Consider the following 25,562-nt stretch of genomic DNA (forward strand, 5'->3'; position numbering starts at 1 on the left):
CATCAATTGATGTGGCCTTTTTGTATCACCTATTGATCATCTATTAATAGTAATTTAGACTTCTATACATCTATTTGTGCAGTGTCACATATACAAGGTTTTCCATGTTTGACTTACCAAAACTCGATTTAAAAAATAAAGTATCTGAACAAGAATGGCAGCTTCGTGTTGATTTAGCTGCATGTTACCGTTTAGTAGAGCACTTTCGGTGGGGGGATTTAATTTATACCCACCTATCGGCACGCTTACCGGACACAGATCACTATTTAGTTAATGCATTTGGTCTTAGTTTTGATGAAGTGACGGCATCAAACCTTGTAAAGGTCGATTTAGCTGGCAATATTCTTGATGACACGCCATTTAAAATTAATCCGGCTGGTTTCACTATTCACAGCGCTATTCATGAAGTTCGTGATGACGCTCACTGTGTTATTCATTTACACACAAAAGAAACCATTGCCGTTGCAACGCAAGAAAAAGGCCTATTGCCACTTAGCCAATACTCAATGTTCTCATTGCCATCATTGTCTTATCATGGCTACGAAGGGTTAGCGGTAAACAGTGATGAGAAAAAGCGTCTACAAGATGATTTAGGCACCACTAATCACATGTTATTGGTTAATCACGGTGGCTTAACTGTTGGCCCAACGGTGGGGGATGCCTTTATGCGCTTTTATGATTTGCAGCGCGCCTGTGAAATTCAATTGGCTATTCAAGCCAGTGGTCAAACGGCAATCCCGGTACCACAACCTATTATCGATAATATTTATAATCAAGCGAATGTCGTGCATAGCGGCAGCACCGGTGGTCAGTTAGCTTGGCCAGCCATGTTGCGTAAAGCTTATCGTCTTGATCCTAGTTTTGCTCAGTAAGGAGTAACCATGAAAGTTAATCGCGTCGAAGTGTTCGATATTCATTGTCCAGACAGACCTGCTTGGACACCTGTTTTTGTGCGTATTCACACCGATGAAGGTATTAGCGGTGTGGGTGAAGCGGGTCTGGCTTATGATTTAGGTCATAGTGCAGCTGCGGCAATGATCAAAGAAATGGCTGATGCCTTTTTAATTGGTCATGACCCATTTCAAACAGAAAAACTGTGGTCACGAATGCTGCGCGAAAGCTTTTGGGGTTTAGGTGGCGGTCCTGTTGTGTATGCAGCAATGAGCGCCATTGATACTGCACTTTGGGATATTAAAGGTAAAGCATTAGGCTTGCCTGTTTACCAACTATTAGGTGGTAAAGTTAACGATAAGCTACGTACTTATGCATCACAATTACAGTTTGACTGGGACAGCGAATTTAAAGCGCTTGTTCACCCAGAAGAATACGCAGAAGCAGCGCTTAAGGCGATGGCTGAAGGGTATGACGCGGTAAAAGTTGACCCAATCCAGTACGATAAAAACGGCAATACTTATTACGATCGCACTAACATTATTTCTCGTGCAGAAATGAAATTATATCGTGCGCGTATGCAGGCTATTCGTGAAGCAGTCGGTGACGAAGTTGACATTATTTTTGAGTGTCACAGTTTACCAGGCGCAACATCAGCAATTCAAATTGGTGAAATTGCTGAAGAGTTCGATTGTATGTATTACGAAGAGCCTGTGAATTACTTAAATCATTCATTACACGCAAAAGTTGCTGACAAAGTAGCGGTGCCAATTGCAGGTGGTGAACGTTTGTATAACCGCTGGGGGGTGCGTCCATACTTAGAAGATCAAAGTATTGATGTGCTACAGCCAGACTTAGGCCTGTGTGGTGGTTTCACTGAAACTAAGAAAGTGTGTGATTATGCTGATATCTTTGATGTGCGTATTCAAGCTCACGTGTGTGGTGGCCCTGTAGCAACTGCAGCTTCGTTACACTTAGAAACTGCGATTCCTAACTTCTTAATTCACGAACATCACACCTACGCGATTAAGAAATGGAACCGTGAATTGTGTATTCAAGATCCACAACCTAAAAATGGTTTCTTCCAAGTATCAGAAGAGCCAGGTATCGGTATTGAATTAAATGATGAAGTCGTTATGCGATCTCAACGTGTTGAGATTAAGTAATATTCACCAACATATTATAAAAAAGCCCGCAAGGGCTTTTTTTATATCTACTTTTTAGCTTTGAATTAATCAACTGGTTTGCATTTCACCAAAGGAAGAGGCTCGGTCGCTTTACTATCTAAATGGCGCACAAAGCATATTTGGTTTTTAATAAGTAGCTCAAAGCGCTCTGGCATTGACAGTTGCTTGCCCATTATAAGGTTACCTTGCCCATCCATTACATTCATACTGTCAGTGACAAGCACACTGGTATTCATAAAAGCATCATCAGCAACAGCAATTGGCTTGCTGTGCATCAACCTTGCGATGCCTTGCGCTATTAGTTCACTTTGCGGCTCAGTAAGCCGTGCATGTTGCAATTTAGGTGTAGGCTCTTGGCTTTGAGCACTACAGCCTAGTAAGGTCAAAAGCATTAATAAGCTAGCTAATTGAACTCTCATGATTTGCTCCTATTGCTTCAATATTTTACTTTGTTGAAGCAAGGTTGAAGTTCGTATATCACGTACTTGCGGCGTATCGTTATAAGTAGCAGGTGCAAAGCCTTGCTCACTGACTGTTGAAGTAGCTACTGGACAGCGTCCATTCTCTCGATAGCTAAGTGCAGCACTGAGCATTGCTTCATTTTCATCGCCTAGTTGGTGAGTGAAATCATCAGCAATTGCACAGCCTGGGATTTTTACAGGTTGAAATTCACTATCGTTGCTGTTTTGTGGTGAAAAACCATCAGCATACTCACCAAACCCTTTATTATTGACGCCAGTAAATTGAATACTGAAGTATGTGGTATCGCAATTATCAGTTGGATAAAAACCATAGGGTTTACCGCAAGTTGTTTCGCCTATTTGAATTACTTCTATATTAGCGCCCCTAAGGCCATTGATCACAGCTTCACTTGCTGAGCAGGTGCTGTCTGTTGTCAGCACGAAGACTCGCTCTAAATTTAGAGATGGTAACGAAGTACCAGGCGTAATCGCAGGATTGTCTGCAAAACCTAAAAACTCATTAGTAAACTGAACAGGCTCTAAGCGCTCCCCAGTAATAGGGTTAAAAGTTGGGTGTTGATCATTAAAAATAGTCTGTTCAAATATTTTGCCACTGGTATTACTCTCGCCTGCCACCATATAAGCAACCTGACTTGCCATTTGAAGGAATCCGCCTGGGTTGTAACGCATATCAATAATTAAATCTTTTACATTACTTGCTGCTAAGCTGTTAAATGCGTCGTACAGAGGTTTTTCTGCAACTGCATTATGGCGATTAAACTGGAAATAACCCACTTCACCATCCGCAAATGTTTTAACGTTACTAACTGCTTGGCCAGTAATAGTTTGTGCAGTCATGCTCACTTCACGAATTTCACTGGTATTTATATCTCGAAATACAAATGAAGTAACTTTGCCGGACTCAGATGGAAATAGGCCTGCATTCAATATATCAACCTCTGCTTGGGTCGTTGCATTTACAAAGTCGACACCATCCACTTCGATTACTTCTAATCCTCTGCCAAGATTCAAGTTTGATGCAGGAGAGTTTGGCTCAGTATAGGAAATAATGCCTTGGCGGGGGGCGCCCGCACTTATCAATCTAAGTTTGAAACCATAACCAAAAGATTGCCCTGATTGGCTTTGAGCTTGCCATTCAGCTGTGGGTAAACTACTGTGGAAATTATCTTTTTTAGCACCTGAATCTGTAGTGTTTTCAGTTTTTAATAAAGCGAAATAATTTAATACCCCTTCAGTTAGCGCAGGGTCTCGATCAACTATTTCGTCATACCACAGATAAGTTTCATGACTCCAAGCTCGTAACCAATGCTTCTCATTGAGTGCTTGGCATTGTTGATCAAATTTGCTTGATGGCTCAAATACACCTTGAGTCCAAGTGATGTCTTCACTAGCAATTACGTCTGAATCTGAACTGCCGGAACCACCGCAACCAACTAAAATCAGCGAGCAAATAAAGGTACTACTTGCCATAGGTTTTTTTAAAGCATTAAACATAAAACAGAGTTCCAGATAAATTAACTTATTTGAATATAGCTAGTTTTTAAGCAATTAGATAGATTTCGTAGGCGTTTTTATAGCTAAGTTGATGCCATAAACTCGGCAGCGAGCACAGTGAGTGATAGTGTTGCCAGCAGTTTTCGTAACTGGTATTTATTTGGCATACAGGAAAGTTACTGGCAAACATAACGCGATGCTCACCAAAGTACTTAACTAAATTATTAACCAGCCATAGGTGTTTGTTTGTGGCAATTTGTGTGAACTCCAACCCTGAGAACTTTATCGCGATATTATCGCAGCGGCTGAGTTTAATGATTGCTTCAAGCCATCTTTGCTCATCACTAATAAAGCCTAAATGATTAATCACCACTCGTAGTGATGGTAGTGCTGTGCAATACTTAATAAGCTGCTCAGTTATCTGTATGTTTTCAATTTCAAACTGTGCTTCAAAGTGTAAGTTTTCGGCTGCGAGAAAGGCTAGATTATCTAGGCAGTGGGGAGTTAATAAGCGCCTAGCTTCATCACCTTCTGTTATATCGCGAATACCAACTAAAGATGGATGTTCTAACTTATTGAGTGACGCTTCAAATTGCTTGGGAGATACGTCAATCGGGCTGTAGCTGATTGCGCGATACGGAATGTCGTCTAAATGCGTTGCAAGCCAATTGAGCTCATTAATTGGTGCTTGATTATCAAAGCCAGCTTCAATATGCACCAAGGCTTCTAGTTGAAATGGACAAGCAGCTTTAAGTTCAGAAGCGACAATTTGCTTTTTAATTTTATCTAGATTTGGCCAAGCGGGGGGATTACTACCTTGTAGCCAAGTGTATTGACCCTCAGTGAGGTTAAAAAAGTGCACATGAGGGTCAATAATTTTGTCGCTCATTGCGTGGTGTATCCACCATCAATACTTTGTAAGCTGCCAGTGATAAAGCTCGCTTCTGGGCTTATTAAAAAATTAACCAAAGCAGCAATTTCTTCGGGTTGCCCTAAACGGCCTAACGGCTGCAGCGCGGCTTCTTCAGCAACAATCTCTGCTTTATCTGCACCACTGCGCTGACAGTAGGCATCAATCGCATTATGAAACAGTGGTGTTTCTATCGTACCCGGACAAACCGCATTAGCACGAATGTTAAACGCGGCATAATCCAGTGCAGTCGTTTTTGCCATTGAAGCCAGTGCATGCTTGGTCAGGTTATAAGCAAACGAGTTTGGTTTGCCGATAATTGCCTGATCAGAGGCAACCACTACAATACTGCCTCCTTGCTGACTTTTCATGCTAGGTAATACAGCTTGAATTGCGGCATAGGCACCTTTCACATTGAGCGCAAATAGGGCATCAAACGTTGCTTCGTCGGTATTTTCAATGTTGGCACTTAAATGACGACCTGCATTAGAAATTAAAGCATCGACACGACCCTCTTCTGCAACAATATCGGCGATAGTCGACTTCACTTGCTGAGTATTACTGACATCACAGTGGCGATAATTGCCCTCTGATGGGGTAATATCTAAGTTATAAACTGTGTAGGCTTCACGTTCTAAACGCTCGACTATCGCTTTGCCAATACCTTTACTGCCACCGGTGACAATTGCAACGTTTGTCATTATTTACCCTTAGTGGCTGTGGCCACAACCGCCTTCACCGTGCACGTGGCCGTGAGATAATTCTTCAGCTGTCGCTTGGCGAACATTAATTACTTCAACGTCAAATGTCAGCGTTTTACCTGCAAATGGATGGTTTAAGTCACAATCTGCATTGAAACGACCTACTTTAACGATAGTTACTTGGTGACGACCTTGATTTGAATGAACGATAGCAGTCATACCTGGCTTCCACACTTTTGTGTTGCCTTGTAAGTGCTTAAGTGGAATACGTTGAATTAGGTTATCAACGCGTTCGCCGTAAGATTCGCTAGGCTCAAGTGTTACGCTAAAATTATCGCCAGCCGCTTTACCTTCAAGGGCTTTCTCAAGACCAGGAAGCATGCCTTCAGTACCATGGATATATGAAAGTGGCTCGCCATCTTTACTTGATTCGATTTGCTCGCCTGCTTCACTAAGTGTGTAGTGAAACTCAACTGCTGCGTCTTTACTGATCTGCATGTTATTTCTCTTTAGAATTTAAATATAGGCACTGATTTTACGCTAACCACAAGTGCTGAGCAATCAAGGCTTTTTCAATGAGCTTTCAATCCCTGACAGCATGGTTTCACTTGCTGGCACTTGTGGTTCAGTTGGCTTAGCTTGAGGTAAGTGCAATGTTAAAATAGTACCGGGTTTTAAAATGCTGGTAGCGCTGAGCTTATTCCACGTTGCGACGTCTTTATGAGGCACGTCGTATAGCTGACTAATACTCCAAATTGAGTCTCCAGGTTTAACCTGATAGTCGATAGCGATTGTAGAAATGACTTCTTCATGTTGCTCAAGGTAGGGACTGATATTGTAATCAACCAATAATGATTCCGGCATGGTTTGTGGTTGTGATAAGCGCAATTGTTCACCTACCTTAATCAAATTTGTTGTTTTATCGTTGAGAGTTTTTAGATCTTTTACAGACATTTTAAAACGCCTTGAAATACTGTAAAGGGTATCGTCTTTTTGTACTGTGTATTCTCCAGCAAAATTGTTGCGAAACAGTTTGCTTTGTAACAGCGTACGGCGCTCTATTGGCAGAAGTAAAGTATGTGGGCCATTCGGGGAACTTTGGTTTTTTAAATACCCTGGATTTAATTTATGGAGCTGATTATGGCCGATGCCAGATAAATTAGCGATCACTGAAAAATCAAATTGTTGGCCTACATCAAACTCTGTGGTGAGTGCTTTATTCGCTAATTTCGGGCGTTTTAAACCTTTTTCTGGGTGCTTTAGTAAATAGCTAAGCGCCAAAAGTTTAGGAATATATTCAGCGGTTTCTTTTGGTAACGATAACGACCAATAATCAGTTTTCTTGCCAAGCTTTTTATTTTTTTCGATCGCTTTTTTAACGCGTCCTTCACCACTGTTATAGGCGGCAAGGGCATGCAGCCAATCACCATCAAAGCGTTTATGTAAGTAACTTAAATAAGCTAATGCGGCATCGGTTGAAGCAAGTATGTCTTGGCGGCCGTCATACCATTGGTCGCTTTGCACACCAAAATGATAGGCTGTCGCGCCGACTAGCTGCCAAACACCTACCGCTTGCTCTGATGATCGTATTGTTGGTCTAAAATCACTTTCAACAAAGGGTAATAAGGCCAATTCCATCGGTAGCTTTTGTTGTTCGATACGTGTGACGATATGATACAAATAAGGTGCCGCACGTTTATTTACTTTAATTAGGTAATTGGGTTGTTTTAAATACCATTTTACTCGTGCAGATGTATGTTTATTGGTTTGAAATACCAGCGTTAAATTGTTGGCGATATGCTGCCACAGATCTTTCGCGCGAGGCTTTGCTAGTGGAATATTATTGACTGCTATGGGCGCAGCAATAGGGCGAGGTTCGACAGCCGTTGAATCGACAAACTCACTAGGTGCTTGTTGGGTTGTTAAATCGGGCTCGTAATGGCTAAAAATCTCCGGCCTTGCCCGTTGCTGTTCTGTTTCTTGCTGAGTTACTTGGCATCCTTGTAAGCCAATAAACAAGCTCAGCAAAAGTAAATATTTCAAACTTACTTGAGCCATATAATAAAATCCTTTTACTATTTTAGCCCTATTTTGACAATTTGCTTTGTTTAAGTCCAGCTTCTAAAAACATAGAAAACGCTCTTTCACCCACTTCATCTAGCTGGTATTGCTGTTTTATCTCAGTAGGAAAAAGCGGAATTAATTCACTAACGGGCTTATCTGGTGAGGAGTTTGTCATCTCTTGAATGGTTTTTAAAAACCTTAAAGGGAGTGCAAGTTCAGCAGGTGTCAGTGGCTTACCGTGACCCGGTAAAATAGTTGTCAGTGTGGTATTTTTTTGAATATCTTGCAGCGCACTTATCCAGCTAGAAAACGAGCCATGTCCTGGGTAGGGTAAGCTGTCGACTATATCGCCACCCAATAGCACGCGACCTTGATCGGCACTAAGGGTCAGATCACCCTTAGTATGCGCTTGGTAGGGTGTAATAACGATGGGGTAGTTACCAAGGTCTAGCTGTGTTGATTCAGTAATGCTAATAGCTGGTGGGTTCAGGGTGAGCTCTCGCCAGCGAAATAAGCGTTTTTTAGCAAGTTCTAGTTTGTCGCGCCAAACTGCTTGCTGATCTTTAGGTTGATTGGCAAGGCGTTGATAGCTCAGTTCAATGCTTTTTTCATAACCATCTAATTTATCAGTCAATGCTTGCTGCATTGCAGCAAACTCAGTCGCTACTTGCTGATGTACGATGAGCTTAGCTTCAGGGAACTCAGCCTGTAGAACGGCCAAGCCTAGTAGATGATCATCATGATAATGACTCGCCACTAAATAACATAATGGTGTTTTTAAGCGTTTTTTTAGCTGCTCTGCGAGCTTTTCTACTTCGGCAAAGTTACCACTGGCATCAAACATTAAGGCACATTCTTTACCCTCTATCAGCACTTGATTCGAATCGTAAAAACGCAGCTTATTTTGTTGTTGTAGAAATTGGATTTCGGGAGTGATGCTATGCCAGCTAACGCTTGCTTTGGCGCTATAACTTACGAAAAGACAGATTAAAAAAGCACAAAATCGCATGGTGTTTCGCTCGAATAGGTGTCAGTGCTGTTGATTGTAAACAAAAAAAGCGCCAGATGCGCTTTTTTCTAAATACTAAGGTGTTGGCTGAGCTTATCTATTAAGCTGTCATGTTGTTGCTCTTGTTCTGCTTGTTGCGATTTTACTTCAAGCAATTCATGACTTAGATGTAATGCTGCCATCAGCAACGCTTTTTGGTCATTGCGAACCGATGAGCGTTGTTTCATTTGCTCCACTAAGTCATTCAAATTTTGTGCAGCAGCAACTAGGGCATGCTCTTGCCCAGGAGGGCAAGAAAACTCATGTTCTTTACCTAGTAGCTCTACGGTGACCCGCTGACTTTGTGGGCTGCTCATTAGCTAGCCTGTTGAACGCTTTGTAATTTCTCAAGCAGGCCAGTCAATGTGCTGCTTGTATCTTTTTGTTTTTCTTCGTTTTCGAGTACTTCTAGTTGCAGAGTTTCGTTCTCATCTAAAAGCTTAGCGGTTTGTTCTTGTAAGCTTTTAACTTCACTTTCAAGCTCGCTGTTGCGAAGGATTAATTTGTCGATCAGTTGTTCGAGTTGGGAAAGAGTTTCGTTATTCATAAATGCGCTCATAAAACTGTGATTATTGTCATGCAAATGTAAAGGAAAGTGTCTTGATATGCCAGCATTTACGGCCGTTTTAGGGGATTTTTATTTATTATTAAGGTGTAATTCAGCGTAGCGGCTTTTTTATTCATTTATGATTCACCAAAGCGCCAGATGCTAGGATCATTTTCTGTTTATCATGTACAATATGGCAATTCATTTTTAATGCAGTTTTGCATTTGGCGATTTATAAATATGCTTAGTTATCGACACTCCTTTCATGCAGGTAACCCTGCTGATGTACTAAAACATCTTGTTCTAGCTGAAGTTCTTAAGTACCAAACAATTAAGGACAAACCACTTGATTATGTGGACACCCACTCAGGTGCTGGCTTTTTTGAACTTGCAGGCAGTGATGCACAAAAAACACAAGAGTATTTAGATGGGATTGCTAAGCTTTGGCAGCACAACAGTGAGCATGATGCACTTAATGAGTATATTGAGCTGGTTAAATCATTTAATTCAAATGGTAATTTAGATTTTTACCCAGGTTCGCCAAAAATTGCAGAGCACTTTTTACGTCGCCAAGATAACGGTTGGTTCTTTGAGTTGCATCCACGTGACTTACAGTTACTGCAAGACAACATGAAAGGTAAGCGCTCTATCCGCGTACGTGGTGAAAACGGCTTTCAAGGCTTAATAGGTTTATTACCACCAGCATCACGTCGAGCTTGCGTGCTTATTGACCCTCCTTACGAAATAAAAAACGATTACGATACGGTCGTTAATACTCTTGTTAAGGCGCATAAACGCTTTGCTACGGGGACGTACATGATTTGGTATCCGGTTGTAGACCGTGAACGAATTGACAGAATGGAGGCGGGTTTAATCGCATCGGGTATGCGTAACATTCAGCTTTTCGAGCTTGCAACAGAGGCCGATACCGACGTTCATGGTATGACTGCATCGGGTATGATAGTGATCAACCCGCCATGGAAATTAAAGCAAACGATGGATGCTGTATTACCAGAACTTGTTTCCATACTAAGCGATAGCAGTGGTTTTTATCGCAGTGAACAATTAGTTGAAGAGTAATTTCTTCAAAACAAAAACGCCCAGCAATTGCTGGGCGTTGTTAATTTAACTGTTGTTAATTCATATAAGTCGCTGCGAAGGTCGCAAGTGGCTCATCACTATCATCTAACAAGGTTAACTGCTCACCATTGATTGAGTACTTAGCCGTGGCTGCAAGTGCTGCCGACATGGCCGCTTCAATATCCATTTGTGATACACACATTTTTTTGGTGCTTGCTAATGGCTTGAATGTGAGCGCCTGCTCGTTAACCTCGTAACTACCTGAGAAGTTATTACAACCTAAGTGACCATTGGTTGAACCATCGTCTTTAAACTGTACGAAAGGTTCTTTATTTTCAACGGTGATAGCCTCACCACTGATGGTAACTGCTTTCCAATAGGTATTGGTCAAAGTCACGTCTGGCTTTTTCGCTGATACTTTAGTCACCGTTACCTTGTACAGATCGCCAGTGGCATCTTCGGCAAATGGATTATTGTGAGTGGTGCTGATGTAAAGTAATTTACCTTGATTCTCAATGCGTGCACTTACACTGTAGCGGTGACGGTCAGCAATTTTGCTTTCGTCATATTCAAGTGCTACATCATATGGTGGTGCACCATCTAATTGGATTTCTTGTTCGCTAATTACTTCAGCCTTGACATCCATTTTAGAAACATCAGCGAGCTGTACTTTTAATACTGAACCCGGAGGTAGCATACTACGATCTAAATAGGTGATTTGAGTATTCAGGGTTTTCATTGATGATTGCTCAGCTTGTGGTGCACTAGAGTCTTCACCACAGCCTGTTAAAACCAAGCTGCTCCCTAAGATCATTAAACTGCATAGAGAAGCGCGTTTGAAAGATGAAAAGGTATCCGAAGCCATGATTATTTTCCTTGCGTTTAGGGTTATGCATCATATTTAATTGCCTAGCATAAAGTTCGCTGTCTTAATCATAGCTTAATTAACAAAAAATGGGCACTAAGCCCATTTTCGTAATAACGAATCGCTTTAAGAACATAAAGCGCATAAGAATAAACGTTATTTTTTCACGTATTTGGTAAGAATAACAATACGTTGACCATCAACACGGCCTTCAATGTGTTCTGGGTTGCTCGTTAAGCCAATGTTTCTTACTGCTGTGCCACGCTTAGCAACAAGGCTGCTGCCTTTCACATCAAGATCTTTAATAAGTGTCACTGTATCACCCGCCTGCAGCACAACACCATTACTGTCGATGTGTTTAATGTCGTCATCTTCAGCTAGCGCTGTTTGCGCCCATTTTAATGTGTCTTCTTCAAGATAAATCATATCGAGTGCATCTTGTGCCCAGCCGTTATCAGTAGCTAAGCGTTTCAGCATGCGGTAAGCGACAACTTGTACCGCTGGAGTTTGACTCCACATACTGTCATTCAAACAGTGCCAATGGTTTGCAATTAAATCAGCATTGTTTTCGATTTGATCTTTACAAGTTTGGCAGACATAAATGCATTTATCAGAATGAGCCTCTGTAACAGGCGGCACTTCGTATACAGATAGGTTATCTGTAGCGGCACAAAGTTCACATTGGTTATTACTGCGTTCGATTAGGGCTTGTTCAATGCTCATAGGAGGCTCTTTTAAGTTTACAAGGTAAGAAAAACAGCGCGCATTATAGCAAAAGAGGGACTGAAGCGGAATATCCCTAGTTATTATAGGGGTATAGTTTTTGTGTATTTATTGATTATGGCATCTAAGCTGCCAGAATTTTTAAGTTCTTTGATTGCTGCATTTATTTTTGGTAACAATGATTGATGTTCACTGCGCAGGCGAATTTTTAGGTTGCCTAGCGATTGTAATGCGCCAAAACTGATATCAGCATCAAATTGCTCAGCCCAATATAATGCTGGCAGTTTATCTATTATGACGACCTCAATTCGGTGTATTTTTAGTGCCTGAATGAGTTGTTGTTCAGAGTGAAAATCAACCCGTTTAAAGCGGTTATCGTCATAATAGTAATAGCCTAAAACAGTCCCTACGGGTTGATTACGAATACTGTTGAGTTGCTGCCATTGAGCCACCGAGCTTTTTAAACTCACGAGATACTCCTCAACTGCAAACAGGGTGTCTGAGTAACTAAATTTTCGGTTTTGTTTTTCTGTCTGGCTCAGCCACTCGGGGCTTATGACATCAAAATCAATATTCCCTTGGTGAAGGTATTTGACGGTTCGTTTTGCAGGAAGCTCGACATGCTTTACTTGAACATCAGCAAGCTGCATAACTTGCTTGATCAGTTCGGGGAGGATCCCTGGATTGCTTTTGTCATCAATATAATAAGGATAGTAGTTCCCAGAGCCGGTTACATTATATTTCAGTACAGGCTGCTGCTCAGCCAAAACTGCTTGAGTAAGAAAAAGTAACAGTAAGAAAATCGAGTTAGAGAAGCGCAATGGTCTGATTGAATTCGTTTTCATGTACCTAGTTTGGTTGGGTTTTTGTTTTTTAGCAAGGCAAACATCTTTCACTATACTTATAACAATAGTAATGTGGAGTTAGCCACATTTTAGTGAGAAGTTGAATGTCAGAATTAAGTATGGAAGGTAATAAAAGTCAGAGCATGACTCAGTATATAGCCCGGCAGCCAATATTTAATGCTGATAGAAGTTTATATGCTTACGAATTATTGTATAGAGAATCGAGCGATAATGTCTTTCCGGTAGGAACGAGTGATGGCCAAGCAACGGGGCGGCTGTTTTTTAACGCGTTAATGTTGATGGGACTCGAGAAGCTAACAGGTTTTCAACCTGCGTTTATCAATCTATCGACTGACGCTATTTTGGATGACTTTCCTAAGCTGTTGCAGCCACGCAGTGCGGTTATCGAAATAGTGGAGCGGGCTACTAGCATTCCAAAAGTAGTGAACCGCGTTAAACAATTAAAACAAGAAGGCTATTTGTTCGCGCTTGATGATTATGATGGCACAGAGAAATGGCAAGATATTTTGCCTTTGATGGATTTTATTAAGCTTGAAGTTACGCAGCCGATTATCAAAACCAACATGATGATCAAAAAGCTTAAACGCAGCTTCCCAGAAACCACTATCATAGTGGAACGCATTGAAAATTATGAAGACTTTCAACAACTAAAAGCAGCAGGTTGCGACCTGTTTCAGGGCTACTTTTTTGCTAAGCCGGAGCTTTTGAGTTTTGGTAATGTTGAACCATCAAAAATTGCTGTGCTTGAATTACTTAACTGTACTGCGCAAACAGATTTAAATTTTGATGCAATTCAACAACGTGTTGCTAAAGATATTGGCCTTACTGCACGCATTTTAAAATTAGTTAATGCGCGTATAAGTAATAGCCGGCAAACAATTCGTTCGATTTCACAAGCGGTTATTTACCTTGGTGAAGATGCGATTAGACAATTTGTGCGGGTATTAGCGCTAAGCGAATTAGGCAATGACAAACCGCAAGAGCTAACTAAACTTGGTTTAACAAGAGCTAAATTTATTGCTTTGATGCTTGAACCCGGCGGTAAAGACCTAGCTGAACAAGGCTATTTAGTCGGCTTACTCTCTGTTTTAGACGCTATTTTAGATATGGAGCTTAATATCATTGCCAAAGAGTTTTCATTGGGTAGTGAGCTTTCGAGTGCACTGTTAAACTTTAATGGCATGCAAGGGGCGAGCTTACAACTTGCTAAAGCAATGGAAGAAGAGCAGTGGCACACAGCCCTTGAACTACTCAAGATGATCCGCCCAGCCTCAAAAATGGATGTGGTTTTTCAAGCTATGTATGATGCCCGCGCATACGCAGATGAAGTATTCGCAAGCTTATCATCGGTTACAGACTAGGAGCGCAGAGTTCGTTATGATGCAGACTCTGAGTATTAAAAAGGTTTGTAACTAATGCGTGTTGTTTTTCCTATACTGGCTATTTTAATTGCCTTAGTGTTACTTATTCCCGGTGTAACCCAGCCAGTGCTCACCCTTGAAGGAAAAATTGATAAATCTAAGCTTGCCAAAACAGGTATTGAAATGATTGCCGATGAAGGCGATCGCAATACCCGTAGCGTGTTAATGATGGCATCAAGCATGCTGGGGCTTGATAAGCTTGAAGGAGAAATCGATGCCTACAAAAAAACACGCAGCATTTGGGGTACCGTGAATGAGCTTGCTAATAACAAAAACTACCTTGTTGCCGTGCTTGTAGCAGTGTTCTCGATTGTCATTCCCACCTTAAAACTCCTGATGCAATTGCTTTATTGTTTCTTACCAGTGAATAGGTTTAAGTATTTGCTCGGTCAACTCATACAAGGCCTAAGTAAATGGAGCATGGTCGATGTGTTTGTGATTGCATTGATCGTGTCTTATTTAGCAGGTAATGCCGATGGGCAAATGGGCGAGTTGATAAAAATGCATGCTGAATTGGGTGATGGATTTTGGTATTTTACAGGTTATTGCTTGTTTGCTATTGCTGCCAGCAGTAGCATAAAAATAGATAAACCCTTGTCGAGTTCGTAAATTTCGGGCTACAATTTGGGCACTTAATTTTTAAGGTATGATGATGACGCGACTTTCAAGCTACTTATTGATAGCTATGATGCTGCTCACTTTTGTGGGTCAGTCAGTTGCGTCTGTTGCTATGGTATGTGATATGCCACATGCCAGCATGCAAATGGATCATCATGCTAATATGAATGCTGACAGCGACATGAGTGATATGGATTGTTGCCATGAAGACGTAATGGATAACAGCGATTGTGCGTGTCCGTTCAATGCCTGTACAGCTCACTCACTCCTGCCGTTAAATGATTTAGTTGTTAAATCAATTAAGCAATCAGAAAAAGTCACCATGTTAGGCGCCAGCCAGCTTAGTTTTCACGTCAGTTCTTTATATCGTCCACCTATTACTGCTTAAGCAGGATAGGTCTGTCTAAAATTCAGTAAAACGCTGAAATACACCTCATTCTGCACCCAAAATCTATTGTTTTTTAACCGTTTTTAAGATTTTTGGAGCATGTGATGATTCACAGCAAATTGATTAAGTCGCTTTCTCTAGGCGCAGTATTGATAACCTCAAGTTTAGTGAAAGCAGAGCCGTTGGCACTCAATCAGGTGATTGATTATGCATTGACTCACGAGCCTTGGTTACAGGCAAATAAATACCAGCAACAGGCGATAGAAGCGCAAAGCATTGCGGCAGGTACCTTGCCAGACCCTGTGTTAACCGTTGGACTCATGAACTTACCAACCGATGGCTTTGCCTTTGACCAAGAGGGTATGACGCAATTCAAAGTGGGCTTGTCACAACAATTTAGCCGAGGTGATAGTCTTGCCTTACAGCAACAAGCTTTAAAGCAATCGGCTGAGCAATACCCTTGGCTTAGAGCAGACCGCCAAGCACAGGTTAAAGCTATTGTTAGCGAAGCATGGCTAAATGCCTATCGCGCACAAAAAAGCATTCAACTGATCAACCAAGATAAAGCCTTATTTAATCAACTTATTGATATTACAGAAGCAAGCTATGCCAATACACTTGGTGCGACTCGCCAGCAGGATATTATTCGCGCCCAGCTAGAGCTGACTCGGCTTGAAGATAAGCTGGTGATGTTAGAGCAACAGTTTGATAGTGCCAAAAAGCGACTAGCTCAATGGCTACCTATTGAAATGCTAAACGGTGCAGTGAGCGATGAAAATACCAAGGTGGCCGCAGTAATGCCTTATCAAGAGCTTGCACCATCGGGGGTGACTGAAGTGCTGATGAATCATCCGGCAATTATCGCTATTGATCATGCTATGCGTGCCAAAAACACCCAAGTGCAAGTGGCGAAAGAAGCGTATAAGCCGCAATTTGGTATGAACCTAGGCTATGGCTATCGTGATGATACCCCGATGGGTGACTCTCGCGCTGATTTATTCTCTATTGGGGTGAGTATTGATTTACCGCTGTTTACTGATAACCTTCAAGATCAACAAGTTAATGCCGCAATAGCTAATGCCGAGGCGGTAAAAACCAACAAGCTTATTACTCTACAGAAACTGCAAGGTCAGTATTTTAAAGAGCTTAGCCAACTAAGCCGACTTGCTCAGCGCAAAGCACTGTATCAACAGCAGCTATTACCGCAAATGGCAGAGCAAGCTGAGGCGACGTTAAATGCTTACACCAATGATGATGGTGACTTTTCAGAAGTGATGCGTGCTCGCATTAGCGAACTTAACGCAAAAATTGATGCGCTGAATATCGAAATTGATAAACAAATAACCCTCGCTCGCCTTAATTATTACGCAGCAGCAAAAGATAACCAAATAAATGCAGCACAAAGCCAAGGAGCTAGCAATGAATAACACAGTGAAATTAGTTATCGCTTTGGCGGTAGGTGCAGCATTGGCAACGGCTGTAAATAAATTGGCTGAGCCAGAGCATGCACAAATGCCAAGCGTTGAGAAAAAGCCGCTATATTGGGTGGCGCCCATGGACAGTAATTACCGCCGTGATGAACCGGGTTTATCACCAATGGGTATGGAATTAGTGCCCGTTTATGAGGAGCAAAGTAGCGCTGAAGACAGCCCGGGTACTGTGAGGATCTCACCTGCAGTCGTTAATAACTTAGGGGTAAGAACAGCACCCGTAAGGTTTAAATCATTACAAACGACGGTTGATACGGTTGGTTATGTGCAATACGACCAAGACCAACTCGTGCATATTCACCCTCGTGTCGAAGGGTGGATAGAAACCTTATATGTAAAAGCCGCTGGTGACCAAGTGAAGCAAGGCGAGCCACTTTATACCTTATATTCTCCACAGCTAGTGAATGCGCAAGAAGAGCTACTGCTTGCCCTAAAACGTAACAATGCGGTGCTTATACGTGCGGCAAAAGCACGCTTAGCCTCACTGAATGTTTCTGACGATTTTATTGTGCGATTAGAGCAAAGCCAAAAGGTCAGACAGAACATTACCTTTTATGCCAAGCAAAGTGGCGTATTGGATGAGCTAAATATCCGCGAAGGTTTCTTTGTGAAACCAGGCACAACCATGATGAGTATTGCTCACCTAGAAGAGGTTTGGGTTGAGGCTGAAGTTTTTGAGCGCCAAGCAGGGCTTATTCATAAAGGCTTGCCAGTGACGATGAGCTTAGACTACTTACCGGGCAAACGCTGGCAAGGCAATGTCGATTATATTTATCCAACCCTTGATGAGAAAAACCGTACCCTGCGCGTGCGTTTACGCTTTGCTAACCAAGATGGCTTATTAAAACCGAATATGTTTGCTGAAGTGAGCATTACTACTAAGCCAACTGAGCCGCAATTAGTGATAGCCAAAGAAGCGGTGATCCGCACCGGTAGCCAAGACCGTGTCGTGATTGATTTAGGTGAAGGGCGCTTTAAGTCAGTGGCTGTGACGCTAGGCCGTAGTGATAATCATGATGTCGAAATTTTATCAGGCTTATTGAAAGACGATATCGTTGTGGTTTCAGCGCAGTTCTTAATAGATTCCGAATCAAGTAAGAGTTCTGACTTTATGCGTATGCAAGAACCAGATAGCGAGAGCGCAATGGTGAATGGCGTGATCAACAGCATTGATCGCGAAGCCCGTACTGCCGTGATTAGTCGCGAAGCCATCCCTAAGTGGGGGCGCGGGGCTGCAACTATGGAATTTCATTTTTCGCCGCGCATCGATATGTCTAGTTTGCAAAGCGATGATGAAGTGCATTTTACCTTTAAATTGGTGGACGGCGAGTTTGTGATTTTTGACATCATGACCATGAGCCACCCTATGCAAGGAGAAATGCAATGATAGCTGCCGTGATCCGTTGGTCAGTCGGTAATCGCTTCTTTGTATTACTGCTGTCTTTAATGTTGGCAGGTTTTGGGATGTTTTCTTTAAAGAATACCCCAGTTGATGCCTTGCCTGACTTATCTGATATACAGGTTATTGTAAAAACATCTTACCCAGGACAAGCGCCACAAGTGGTGCAAGACCAAGTAACGTTTCCTATCACTACAGCCATGTTGTCGGTGCCGGGTGCTGAAACGGTAAGGGGTTTTTCGTTTTTTGGTGACTCTTATGTATACGTTATTTTTAATGAAGACACCGACCTTTACTGGGCCCGTAGTCGAGTACAAGAATATTTGAGTCAAGTAAGTGCTCGCTTACCGGATTCAGCGAGGCCTGAACTTGGCCCTGATGCAACAGGGGTAGGCTGGATTTACTTGTATGCGCTGGTGGATAAAACCGGTAAGCATGATATTAGCCAGCTACGAAGCCTGCAAGATTGGTTTTTAAAGTTTGAGCTGCAAACGGTGCCGGGCGTATCAGAAGTAGCGTCTGTTGGTGGTATGGTTAAGCAGTATCAGGTTAATGTCGACCCCGATAAATTGCGTGCTTATGGTATTCCGCTAAGTTTAATTCAAACAGCAATTAAGCAAGGTAACCAAGAGCGCGGTGCCTCAGTGGTCGAAATGGCAGAAGCCGAATACATGGTATCAAGCACAGGTTATATTAAAAGTGTCGCCGATTTAGAGGCCATTCCGCTGGGTACTAATGCCAATGGCACGCCACTGCAATTACGTGATGTGGCTGATATAAAACTTGGGCCGCAAATGCGCCGTGGTATTGCCGAACTAAACGGTGAGGGCGAAGTAACTGGTGGTGTAGTGGTGATGCGTTTTGGAGAAAACGCCGAAGCAACCATCAAACTAGTAAAAGAAAAGCTAGAGTCGCTCAAAAAAGGTCTGCCTGAGGGCGTTGAAATCATCCCTGTGTACGACCGTTCAAACCTTATTACCCAAGCGCTTGATAACTTAAGCTCAAAGCTAATTGAAGAATTAATTGTCGTGGCCTTAGTGTGTGTAGTGTTTTTATTCCATATACGCTCATCGATCGTAGCCATTATCACGTTGCCAATGGGTATTTTAACGGCTTTTGTGGTGATGTATTGGCAAGGTATAAACGCCAATATCATGTCGCTTGGCGGGATAGCGATTGCCATTGGTGCAATGACAGATGGCGCTATCGTGATGATAGAAAATATGCATAAGCATATGGAGAAAACCCCACTGACCGATGAAAATCGTTGGCAAGTAGTGATGGACTCAGCCGCAGAAGTCGGGCCCGCGTTATTCTTTAGTTTATTGATTATCACTGTCAGCTTTATGCCGGTGTTTATTCTTGAAGCACAAGAAGGACGCATGTTCTCGCCTCTGGCTTACACAAAGACTTATGCGATGGCAGCTTCGGCTGGTTTAGCGATTACACTTGTGCCGGTATTAATGGGCTACTTTATCCGCGGTAAGGTTATTTCGGAGCAGAAAAACCCTGTAAACCGCTTATTGGTGGCAGCCTATAAACCCTTGTTAAATGCAGTATTAAAAGCGCCGAAAACAACATTGCTACTGGCCTTAGTGTTGGCTGTTATCGGCTTTTATCCGGTTAATAAAATTGGTAGCGAGTTTATTCCTCCTCTTGATGAGGGCGACTTAATGTATATGCCTACTACGTACCCAGGTATTTCAATTGGTAAGGCCCGTGAAATCTTACAACAGACCGATAAGCTAATTGCCAGTGTTCCAGAAGTTGAGTCGGTGTTTGGTAAGGTTGGTCGTGCGGATACTGCCACAGATCCGGCTCCACTCACCATGATCGAAACCTTTATTCAGTTAAAGCCAAAGTCACAGTGGCGCGAGGGCATGACAACCGAGAAACTGAAAAAAGAGCTCGATAACCTGGTTAAGTTCCCAGGGCTTACCAATGCGTGGGTTATGCCGATCAAAACGCGAATCGACATGCTGGCGACTGGTATTAAAACCCCTGTGGGGATTAAAGTAGCAGGGCCAAAGCTGAGTGAAATTCAAAAAATCGGTGAGCAAATTGAAGTCATCTTAAAAGATTTACCGGGCACAGCTTCGGTGTACTCAGAGCGGGTTGCCGGTGGTCGCTACATCAAAGTCGATATCAACCGTGAGAAGGCAGCGCGTTATGGTTTGAACATTGCTGATGTGCAACAGGTAGTTGCCACCGCTATTGGTGGTATGAATGTGACTGAAACGGTTGAAGGGCAAGAGCGGTACCCAGTTAACTTGCGTTACCCGCAAGATTATCGTGACTCGCCAGAAGAGCTTAAGTTGTTACCGATTGTGACGCCAAACGGACAGCGTATCGCATTGGCTGATGTTGCCCATGTCTTCATCGAAGATGGCCCACCGGGTATTAAAAGTGAAAATGCACGTATTAATGGCTGGAGCTTAATCGACATTGAAGGCAGTGATATCGGCAGTTATGTTGAGCGTGCGCAACAAGCGCTGCATGAGCAACTTGAGCTACCTGCCGGTTATTCAATTACGTGGGCGGGGCAATATGAATATATGGAGCGCGCAAAAGCTAAACTCAGTTATGTATTGCCACTCACCTTGGCAATCATTGTGGTGTTGTTATACCTCAATTTTAGAAGCTTTATTGAGGTGGCAATGATCATGCTGACCTTACCGCTTGCAATGATAGGGGGTATTTGGCTGATGTACCTTGAAGGTTTTAACTTCTCGGTTGCTGTTGGGGTTGGTTTTATTGCCTTAGCAGGGGTTGCCGTCGAAATCGGCGTGATCATGCTGGTTTATCTCAATCAAGCGTATCAAGATGCCAAAGCGCAATCATCGCAGTTTACGGTTACAGAGCTGCGCCAAGCAATCATCAATGGTGCTGGCCTTCGGGTTAGGCCTGTAATGATGACAGTTGCCACTATTATCATTGGGTTACTGCCGGTGCTTTATGGCACTGGAACGGGTAGTGAGGTGATGAGCCGAATAGCCGCGCCTATGGTCGGTGGGATGCTCAGTGCCATAGTTTTAACGCTACTTGTGTTACCTGCGCTTTATTTTATATGGCGTAAACGTTACCTATAAATTTTACAGCCAGTGTGTAACTTGTACGCTTTTACTTGCTGCAAGTTACACACTTTATTTTTAAAACACTGAAAATAAAAGGTTTTATTGCTGGTGTGATTTATGCAAAGCCATATTAAATTGATTTTAATAAGGAATGCACATGCAAGTTAAAACAATACAACAAGTTTATGATTGGACCGTGTTATTTCATACTCAAATGGCAGCCAACTTCCACAGTGTTAAAGACTTATTGGACGAGCATAATCAAATGCTGGTGGATTATTACCTGCAATATGAGAAGAAACTAGCAGAAGATCTCGTTGGCTTTAAAGCCATTACAGAAATAAACACGCTTGATACCTATTGCTATGAGTATTTTTCTGAAAACCCAGAGCTAATTACTTTTAACGATATCAGCACTGATCAGCGCATTGATGAAAAGGCGATTCAGGTTTACTTAACCACGCAACACCAAAAAGTAATCGACTTATATGAATACTTGGTATCGCGAGCTGATACAGAGCAAAGTAAAGAAAAGCTCGAACGTTTACTTGAGCTTGAACATCAAGGCCTTAAGCAAATGATGCAAAGCTCAAACCGCCATATGGATATGTAATCGATTAATCTAATAATCTATTAATCAGCTTAATGAAAATCGAGTAAGAAACCGACCTTTTTAAGGTATTTTTGCTCTTGCTGTAAGTCAGCTAAAAGCAAGGTATGTTCTTTAAGCCACTTATTGTGAAACTTTAAGAACATACTATTTTGCTTGGCTGTTACCTCAAGTTTAAAACCTTGATCGGTAATACGTTTTTGGTTCAGAAGTACCGCTAAGCGCAAAATCACAATAAGCTGCAATATTTCATAATGCTGCATGGTGTGCAGCGCCGGAAACTCTTCTAAACGAATTTTTTTACGATAAAAACGGATCATGCAACTAAGCAAGATTTGTTGTTGCTGCGTAAAGCCAGGCAACTGACTATTCGCAACGATATACGCACTGTGCTTATGTATCCCTGATGAATTAACCCCTAAGCCAATTTCATGCAGCTGCGCGGCCCAATCTAGCAAGTTGATATAGTCAGGATCGGTAAGTTGCCATGCCTCTTTTACTTGTTCAAACAGCCACTTTGCAGTTGTCGAGACGCGGTTAGCATGCTCTTTATCTATGGCGTTACGTTCAGATAAATTCTCTATGGTATTTGTGCGAATATCCTTATGGGCGAGCTTTTGCTGCATTTCATGAAGCAGGCCTTCACGCAGTGAAAAGTCGCTGTACTGCATCGCTTCGATTTTAAATAGCCTAAATACCGCGATTAAAATGGCTAAACCACCACAAATACTCACTTGCCGCTCAGGCGTAAGACCTTCAATTTGCAGCGCTTGTATTTTTTTAGCTGCAATAAACTGGGTTTTTAGTTCTAATAACCGCTCTAAAGTAATTAGCTCTTGCTCTGCATCGTTTGCATTGATCATGGCAAGGATAGATTTAATTGTGCCAGATGTTCCCACCACAGATTGCCAGCCAGCCGATAAGTAATTGGCAAAAATCACTTCGAGTTCTTGCTCTGCGCGAACTTCGGCTTTGGCAAAGCGCTTAGCAGTGATTTGTCCATCTGCAAAAAACTGCTTGGTATAGCTAACACAGCCCATGTTGCGACTAGCAAGTAACTTGTGTTTAAAGTGTTTACCAATGATGAGTTCGGTACTGCCGCCGCCGATATCAATGACTAAGCGATTTTCATCGTGATGAATATAATGGGCAACACCTTGGTAAATTAAACGCGCTTCCTCTTGCCCCGATATTACTTCAATTGGGTAAGGAAACACTTTACTTGCTTGGGTTAAGAACGAATGAATGTTTTTCGCGCGGCGTAATGTGTAAGTGGCGGCCACTTTAACATTTTCAAGGGGAAAGTCCTGCAGGGTAGTGGCAAATTGCTTCAAAATCGCCAACGCGCGTTCGATTGCTTCTTGGCTTAAATGATTTTTATCATCTAAGCCATCAGCTAAATAAACGCGCTGCTTTTCTTTGTGTAAGATTTGCAAAGAGCCATCGACCTCTCTTGCCACCACTAAATGAAAACTGTTTGAGCCTAAATCAACGGCAGCAATTGAGGGATAATCATTCATTATTATAGTTACTTTCCCATTTTTTAAGGTGGTCATAAATGGCAATTTGTGAGCGAATTTTTTTACGATTGCCACGGCGCACATAGCTGTTTTTTTGTTCGCTATCGATTATGCGCGCTTTTGATCTATCTTTAAACTGTAGCTCAAGAATATCAATAATCAGTTGTTTTAGTTTTTCATCATAAATCGGAGTGGCGACTTCAACACGGTGATCAAGATTTCGAGTCATCCAGTCTGCCGATGAAATATAAACCTTTTCGTCGCCATTATTATGAAACACCATCACCCGAGGGTGCTCTAAAAAGCGGTCAACGATACTAATAATACGAATATTTTCGTTAACGGCAGAGGGCACTAACGAGCACATGCCTCGCACAATAATGCGAATTTTCACACCGCGTCTTGCGGCAAAGTAGAGGTGATCAACCAGCTCTTTATCAACAAGGTTGTTTATTTTTAGCGTAATTCGGCCAGCCTTACCATGTTCTACATTGGTTATTTCAGCATCAATTAGCGACATAATAGTTTGTCTTGCGTTGACTGGCGAAATCATCAAATGATCAAATTGAAATGGTTTATAGCTGCTTTCGATAAACTTAAACACACTATCGCACTCTTCACTAATGCCCTCAAACTTGGTGAATAAGCTAAAGTCAGTGTAGATTTTGGCGGTTTTTTCGTGGAAGTTACCCGTGCCTATATGGGCATATTTCACTATGTTGTTCTTTTCTTTACGGTGAATAACGCATAACTTACTGTGTACTTTCAACGCAGGAATACCAAAGATCACTTTAACGCCTGCATTGCTTAGGGTTTTTGCCCATTCAATATTGTTTTGTTCATCAAAGCGCGCTTTCAGCTCAACCATAACGGTGACGTGTTTGCCATTTTTTGCTGCATTAATAAGCGTAGAGACAAGTCGAGACTGACTCGCAACGCGATAAATATTGACCTTAATTTGGGTTACATCTGGGTCAAAAGCAGCTTGGCGTACAAATTCAAGTAAATGGTTAAAGGTGTGGTAGGGGTAATACAGTAAAATATCTTGCTCTGAAATGGCATCAAACACACTTGAATGATTGTTAAAAGCCGTGCTTTGTAATGCAGGCAGTGGTTTGTTTTCTAAATATTGACGGCCAACATTCGGAAACGCAATAAAATCGCGGAAATTACGGTAACGACCGCCGGGGATCAACGCATCATGTTGGCTTATATTAAGGCGCTTTTTCATCACTTTAAGCATCTCAGCTGGCATGCTCTCGTCATAAACAAGGCGCACAGGCTCTGCAGAAATACGTTGTTTTAGACCTTTTGACATTTTATCGAGCAAGCCTTCTTCAAGCTCGTCATCTAAATTGTATTCGGCATCACGGGTCAATTTGATGGCATAACATTGAATATCATCAAAACTAAAAAAGCTGCTAAACACATCGCGAATAAAGTAGGCGATGATGTCATCTAGCATCACAATGGTTTTGTGACGGCGCGTTTTCTCTGGTGGCAAAATAACAAATCGAGATACGCGGTCGGTTGGTACTTCCATCATGGCATAATGACTTTTTTGGTTAGTCATCTCGACAAACAAGTAGGTCATGGTGTCGTTGATTTGATCTGAGTAGTCTTTCTTTTCAGAGAGTAAAATCGGTAATATGTGTTGTAGTACATTGTCATGGAAGAATTTTTTAAGCCAACTCAAGTGAAATTCAGATAACTCCTCAGGTAACTCAACGTGAATATTGTGCTCGTTTAAGTCATTTAAAATGTCTTTATGAATTTGGTTAAACTTTTTACCAAGTTGGAGCACTTTACTTTGGATCTGATGAAGTAATATTTCGTCTTCTTCAAAGTTCGCATCAGGAATTTTATTAAGTAATATGCGGCGTTTTACATCGGCAACACGAACACGAAAAAACTCATCCATGTTGTTTGAGTAAATACCTAAAAAGCGCATGCGCTCAATAATCGGGTTCGATTTATCTTTAGCTTCTTGCAGCACGCGTTCATTAAAAGACAGCCAACTTAGCTCTTTGGCAAAGTAGTTAACGGCTTGAGAAGAAGAATGTGATGCGTTCATCTGGTTTTCCAACGTTTATAGCTAGTTAGAATATAGAGGATGCAGATGACGTTTATGTGACGTATTTATCACTTTTATGACATACATGTCAGTTATGTGACATGTATGTC

Annotated in this window: 24 protein-coding genes; 10 read left to right on the forward strand and 14 right to left on the reverse strand. The window is 42.0% G+C overall.

Features of this window, described 5'->3' with window-relative positions; translation table 11 throughout:
• Positions 1 to 104: 104 nt before the first annotated feature.
• Positions 105 to 872, forward strand: a complete 768-nt coding sequence (locus CWC02_RS05065) for a class II aldolase/adducin family protein (protein ID WP_138616824.1) — start codon at positions 105 to 107, stop codon at positions 870 to 872.
• A 9-nt stretch (positions 873 to 881) separates the two neighbouring features.
• Entirely contained in the window at positions 882 to 2,057 is a 1,176-nt protein-coding gene (locus CWC02_RS05070) for a mandelate racemase/muconate lactonizing enzyme family protein (RefSeq protein WP_054552450.1), read from the forward strand.
• A 65-nt stretch (positions 2,058 to 2,122) separates the two neighbouring features.
• On the opposite strand, the gene CWC02_RS05075 is transcribed toward CWC02_RS05070, so the two are convergent.
• The 9 genes from CWC02_RS05075 to CWC02_RS05115 all read right to left on the reverse strand — a co-directional run bounded on the left by CWC02_RS05075 (position 2,123) and on the right by CWC02_RS05115 (position 9,324).
• The gene (locus CWC02_RS05075; RefSeq protein WP_054552451.1) at positions 2,123 to 2,497 is read right to left on the reverse strand and encodes a hypothetical protein; all 375 of its coding nucleotides are present in this window, start codon (positions 2,495 to 2,497) and stop codon (positions 2,123 to 2,125) included.
• Positions 2,498 to 2,506: 9 nt separating this feature from the next.
• Positions 2,507 to 4,054, reverse strand: coding sequence for a S41 family peptidase (locus CWC02_RS05080; protein ID WP_054552452.1), 1,548 nt, complete (start codon positions 4,052 to 4,054; stop codon positions 2,507 to 2,509).
• A 46-nt stretch (positions 4,055 to 4,100) separates the two neighbouring features.
• Positions 4,101 to 4,943 (reverse strand): amidohydrolase family protein, encoded by an 843-nt coding sequence (locus CWC02_RS05085; protein ID WP_138616826.1) that lies wholly within the window; start codon positions 4,941 to 4,943, stop codon positions 4,101 to 4,103.
• Positions 4,940 to 5,665, reverse strand: a complete 726-nt coding sequence (locus CWC02_RS05090) for an SDR family NAD(P)-dependent oxidoreductase (RefSeq protein ID WP_054552454.1) — start codon at positions 5,663 to 5,665, stop codon at positions 4,940 to 4,942. The genes CWC02_RS05085 and CWC02_RS05090 overlap by 4 nt, the downstream gene beginning before the upstream one ends.
• A gap of 9 nt (positions 5,666 to 5,674) precedes the next feature.
• Complete coding sequence (locus tag CWC02_RS05095; protein ID WP_054552455.1) at positions 5,675 to 6,163, reverse strand: FKBP-type peptidyl-prolyl cis-trans isomerase; 489 nt, start codon at positions 6,161 to 6,163, stop codon at positions 5,675 to 5,677.
• Between the two features lie 63 nt (positions 6,164 to 6,226).
• Positions 6,227 to 7,723, reverse strand: coding sequence for a transglycosylase SLT domain-containing protein (locus tag CWC02_RS05100; RefSeq protein ID WP_138616828.1), 1,497 nt, complete (start codon positions 7,721 to 7,723; stop codon positions 6,227 to 6,229).
• Between the two features lie 28 nt (positions 7,724 to 7,751).
• Positions 7,752 to 8,738 carry an MBL fold metallo-hydrolase gene (locus CWC02_RS05105; protein WP_138616830.1) on the reverse strand — a complete coding sequence of 329 codons (987 nt, stop codon included), beginning with the start codon at positions 8,736 to 8,738 and terminating at the stop codon, positions 7,752 to 7,754.
• Positions 8,739 to 8,806: 68 nt separating this feature from the next.
• Positions 8,807 to 9,094, reverse strand: a complete 288-nt coding sequence (locus CWC02_RS05110; RefSeq protein WP_054552457.1) for a cell division protein ZapA — start codon at positions 9,092 to 9,094, stop codon at positions 8,807 to 8,809.
• Entirely contained in the window at positions 9,094 to 9,324 is a 231-nt protein-coding gene (locus tag CWC02_RS05115; protein ID WP_054552458.1) for a hypothetical protein, read from the reverse strand. Before CWC02_RS05115 ends, CWC02_RS05110 begins: the two co-directional genes overlap by 1 nt.
• 240 nt (positions 9,325 to 9,564) lie before the next feature.
• Between CWC02_RS05115 and CWC02_RS05120 the strand changes: the two genes are divergently transcribed.
• Entirely contained in the window at positions 9,565 to 10,404 is an 840-nt protein-coding gene (locus CWC02_RS05120; protein WP_138616832.1) for a 23S rRNA (adenine(2030)-N(6))-methyltransferase RlmJ, read from the forward strand.
• A gap of 55 nt (positions 10,405 to 10,459) precedes the next feature.
• On the opposite strand, the gene CWC02_RS05125 is transcribed toward CWC02_RS05120, so the two are convergent.
• The 3 genes from CWC02_RS05125 to CWC02_RS05135 all read right to left on the reverse strand — a co-directional run bounded on the left by CWC02_RS05125 (position 10,460) and on the right by CWC02_RS05135 (position 12,837).
• Positions 10,460 to 11,269, reverse strand: a complete 810-nt coding sequence (locus CWC02_RS05125; protein WP_138616834.1) for an META domain-containing protein — start codon at positions 11,267 to 11,269, stop codon at positions 10,460 to 10,462.
• A 156-nt stretch (positions 11,270 to 11,425) separates the two neighbouring features.
• Positions 11,426 to 11,992, reverse strand: coding sequence for a PhnA domain-containing protein (locus CWC02_RS05130; RefSeq protein WP_138616836.1), 567 nt, complete (start codon positions 11,990 to 11,992; stop codon positions 11,426 to 11,428).
• Positions 11,993 to 12,075: 83 nt separating this feature from the next.
• Positions 12,076 to 12,837 carry a substrate-binding periplasmic protein gene (locus CWC02_RS05135; RefSeq protein WP_138616838.1) on the reverse strand — a complete coding sequence of 254 codons (762 nt, stop codon included), beginning with the start codon at positions 12,835 to 12,837 and terminating at the stop codon, positions 12,076 to 12,078.
• Positions 12,838 to 12,941: 104 nt separating this feature from the next.
• Here CWC02_RS05135 and CWC02_RS05140 point away from each other — a divergent pair, with 104 nt between their 5' ends.
• From CWC02_RS05140 to CWC02_RS05170, 7 genes are all read left to right on the forward strand, one after another.
• Positions 12,942 to 14,219 carry an EAL and HDOD domain-containing protein gene (locus tag CWC02_RS05140; RefSeq protein ID WP_228290600.1) on the forward strand — a complete coding sequence of 426 codons (1,278 nt, stop codon included), beginning with the start codon at positions 12,942 to 12,944 and terminating at the stop codon, positions 14,217 to 14,219.
• A 54-nt stretch (positions 14,220 to 14,273) separates the two neighbouring features.
• Complete coding sequence (locus CWC02_RS05145) at positions 14,274 to 14,888, forward strand: paraquat-inducible protein A (RefSeq protein ID WP_138616841.1); 615 nt, start codon at positions 14,274 to 14,276, stop codon at positions 14,886 to 14,888.
• A gap of 43 nt (positions 14,889 to 14,931) precedes the next feature.
• Positions 14,932 to 15,285, forward strand: a complete 354-nt coding sequence (locus CWC02_RS05150) for a hypothetical protein (protein ID WP_054552465.1) — start codon at positions 14,932 to 14,934, stop codon at positions 15,283 to 15,285.
• Positions 15,286 to 15,389: 104 nt separating this feature from the next.
• Positions 15,390 to 16,712, forward strand: coding sequence for a TolC family protein (locus CWC02_RS05155; protein WP_138616843.1), 1,323 nt, complete (start codon positions 15,390 to 15,392; stop codon positions 16,710 to 16,712).
• Complete coding sequence (locus CWC02_RS05160; protein ID WP_138616845.1) at positions 16,705 to 18,162, forward strand: efflux RND transporter periplasmic adaptor subunit; 1,458 nt, start codon at positions 16,705 to 16,707, stop codon at positions 18,160 to 18,162. The genes CWC02_RS05155 and CWC02_RS05160 overlap by 8 nt, the downstream gene beginning before the upstream one ends.
• Positions 18,159 to 21,263: an efflux RND transporter permease subunit gene (locus CWC02_RS05165; protein ID WP_138616847.1), complete on the forward strand. Its 3,105-nt coding sequence runs from the start codon at positions 18,159 to 18,161 to the stop codon at positions 21,261 to 21,263. Before CWC02_RS05160 ends, CWC02_RS05165 begins: the two co-directional genes overlap by 4 nt.
• Before the next feature lie 142 nt (positions 21,264 to 21,405).
• On the forward strand, positions 21,406 to 21,861 hold the full coding sequence (locus CWC02_RS05170) for a hypothetical protein (protein WP_138616849.1): 456 nt from the start codon (positions 21,406 to 21,408) through the stop codon (positions 21,859 to 21,861).
• A 29-nt stretch (positions 21,862 to 21,890) separates the two neighbouring features.
• On the opposite strand, the gene ppx is transcribed toward CWC02_RS05170, so the two are convergent.
• Both ppx and ppk1 read right to left on the reverse strand, forming a co-directional pair.
• The gene (gene ppx / locus CWC02_RS05175) at positions 21,891 to 23,378 is read right to left on the reverse strand and encodes an exopolyphosphatase (RefSeq protein ID WP_138616851.1); all 1,488 of its coding nucleotides are present in this window, start codon (positions 23,376 to 23,378) and stop codon (positions 21,891 to 21,893) included.
• Positions 23,371 to 25,452, reverse strand: a complete 2,082-nt coding sequence (gene ppk1 / locus CWC02_RS05180; RefSeq protein WP_055198967.1) for a polyphosphate kinase 1 — start codon at positions 25,450 to 25,452, stop codon at positions 23,371 to 23,373. Before ppk1 ends, ppx begins: the two co-directional genes overlap by 8 nt.
• Positions 25,453 to 25,562 lie beyond the last annotated feature (110 nt).

The organism is Pseudoalteromonas sp. S2721, from assembly GCF_005887425.1.
GTDB lineage: Bacteria > Pseudomonadota > Gammaproteobacteria > Enterobacterales > Alteromonadaceae > Pseudoalteromonas > Pseudoalteromonas simplex.